2 protein-coding genes are annotated in these 1,898 nt (G+C 59.9%); both read left to right on the forward strand.

The genetic code is table 11. The features are described from left to right. The coding region (locus ACTOZL_RS10200; RefSeq protein ID WP_482478290.1) for an ATP-binding cassette domain-containing protein at positions 1-335 on the forward strand (335 nt) is incomplete at its 5' end. Then, the coding region (locus ACTOZL_RS10205; RefSeq protein WP_482478292.1) for an FtsX-like permease family protein at positions 280-1,898 on the forward strand (1,619 nt) is incomplete at its 3' end. The genes ACTOZL_RS10200 and ACTOZL_RS10205, both read left to right, overlap by 56 nt.

The raw sequence follows: 1,898 nt of genomic DNA on the forward strand, positions 1-1,898 counted from the left end.
TCTCTGGGGGCCAGAAGCAGCGGGCGGCTTGCGCCCGGGCTATGGTGGCGGGACAGTCCTTGCTGCTGGCCGACGAACCCACCGGGGCCCTGGATTCCAAGGCATCCAAGAACCTTTTGGAGATCATGACCCGGCTGAACCAGGACCTGGGGGCTACCATCCTCATGGTGACCCATGACGCCTACAGCGCCAGCTATGCCAAGCGGGTGCTGTTCCTCAAGGACGGACGACTGTTCAATGAGCTGCTCCGGGGGGAGCGGGGACGCCCGGTGTTCTACCATGAGATTTTGGACGTGTTGGCGCTGCTGGGGGGTGACGTCAGTGACGTTATCTAAGCTGTCCCTGCGCAACGCCCAGCGCCAGGCCAAGGACTATTTGGTTTACTTCGTCACCATCGTCCTGGCCGCCGCCCTGCTCTACGCCTTCAACGGCCTGGCGGTGTCCCAAGAGCTCAAGACCTTGTCCCGGGCCATGTCCCAGTTGCCGACGGTCATTGCCCTGTCCAGCCTAGTGGTGGTGTGTATTTTCGGCTGGCTGGTGACCTATGCCACCCGCTTTATGCTCACCCGCCGCAGCCGGGAGCTGGGCACCTATCTCCTCATCGGCCTGGAACACAAACAAGTGGCCCGGTTGTTCTTTTTGGAAAACCTGGCTGTGGGGGGCTGTGCCCTGGTGCTGGGTATCCTCCTGGGGAGCCTGCTCTACCAGGCCCTGCGGGCCATCGCACTGGCCTTGTTCGGCTTGCCCTACCAGCTCTCCCTGTCCCTGGCGCCGAAGGCCCTGGGGTTGACGGTGTTGTACTTCGCCCTCATCTATTTCTACGCCCTGGGCAGAAGCCGGCGGCGGATCCGCAAGCTAAAGATACACGACCTCATTTATTTCGACCGGCAAAATGAGGGTGTGGTGGTTCAGAGCAGAGGGAAGCGCCGGGGCCTCTTTGGCCTTTCCCTGGTGCTTGGCGTTGTGGGAACCTGTTTGATTATGGTGGGAAGCCTGCCCTGTGGAATTTTGGGGGCAGGGTGCATCATCGTATTCCTCTTTTGCTTTTTCCTCAGCTTTGCCTCTGGGGTTCCAGCCTTTTTTGACAAACGGCCAGAGCGGAAGTATCGGGGACAGAATCTTTTGATTTTCCGGACCCTCACCGCCAAGCTGGCCACCATGGGGGTGGTGATGGCCATCCTCTCCCTGATTTTCACTGCCACCCTGATTTCCGAGGGGGCTGGGATGGTATTTCGTGGGCTTTTTTTGGGTCGGGCGGCGGAAAATGCCTGCTTTGACCTGTATATCGGCACCGCGGATGATCAGCCCCTCAGCCAGGACTATCTGGACTATATCCAGGCGAATATCCCTGTGGAGCAGGCGTTGTACTACAGCATCTACCAGGGGGAGGACGACCAGCTCATGAAGTATGTGGAAGCCGGCGGAGATTACTACCGCTACTTTGACCGGGACCCTGTGCTGCGCTTTAGCGACTACGCCACCCTGCGCTCCCTTGCGGGCTACCCGCCGGTGGAGCTGAAACCGGGGGAGTATCTCATCCACGGCCGGGCCTACTTGGAGGAACACTTAAGCCGCTACACCCAATCCATTACCCTGGGGAATACCACCTTGTCCCCTGGTGGGGTCCATACGGAACATCTGTTGCAAAACTACGACAGCGGCAACGGACAGCGGTATATCCTGGTGGTCCCTGACGAGGCGGTGGCGGGGCGCCCAGTGTTCCACTACGCCTACGCGGCCAAGACGGTGCAGCCGGTGACAGAGGCGCAGTTCTACGACTTGTTTGACATCCACTACAAGTTGGAGGAAGAGAACTTGGTGCGAAGCTATGACGAAATCCACACCAAGGCCCAGGAGGAGGCAGAGGCGGCGGCCTGGACGGCCACAACGGTGTTCCC

This window comes from Evtepia sp. (assembly GCF_056797215.1).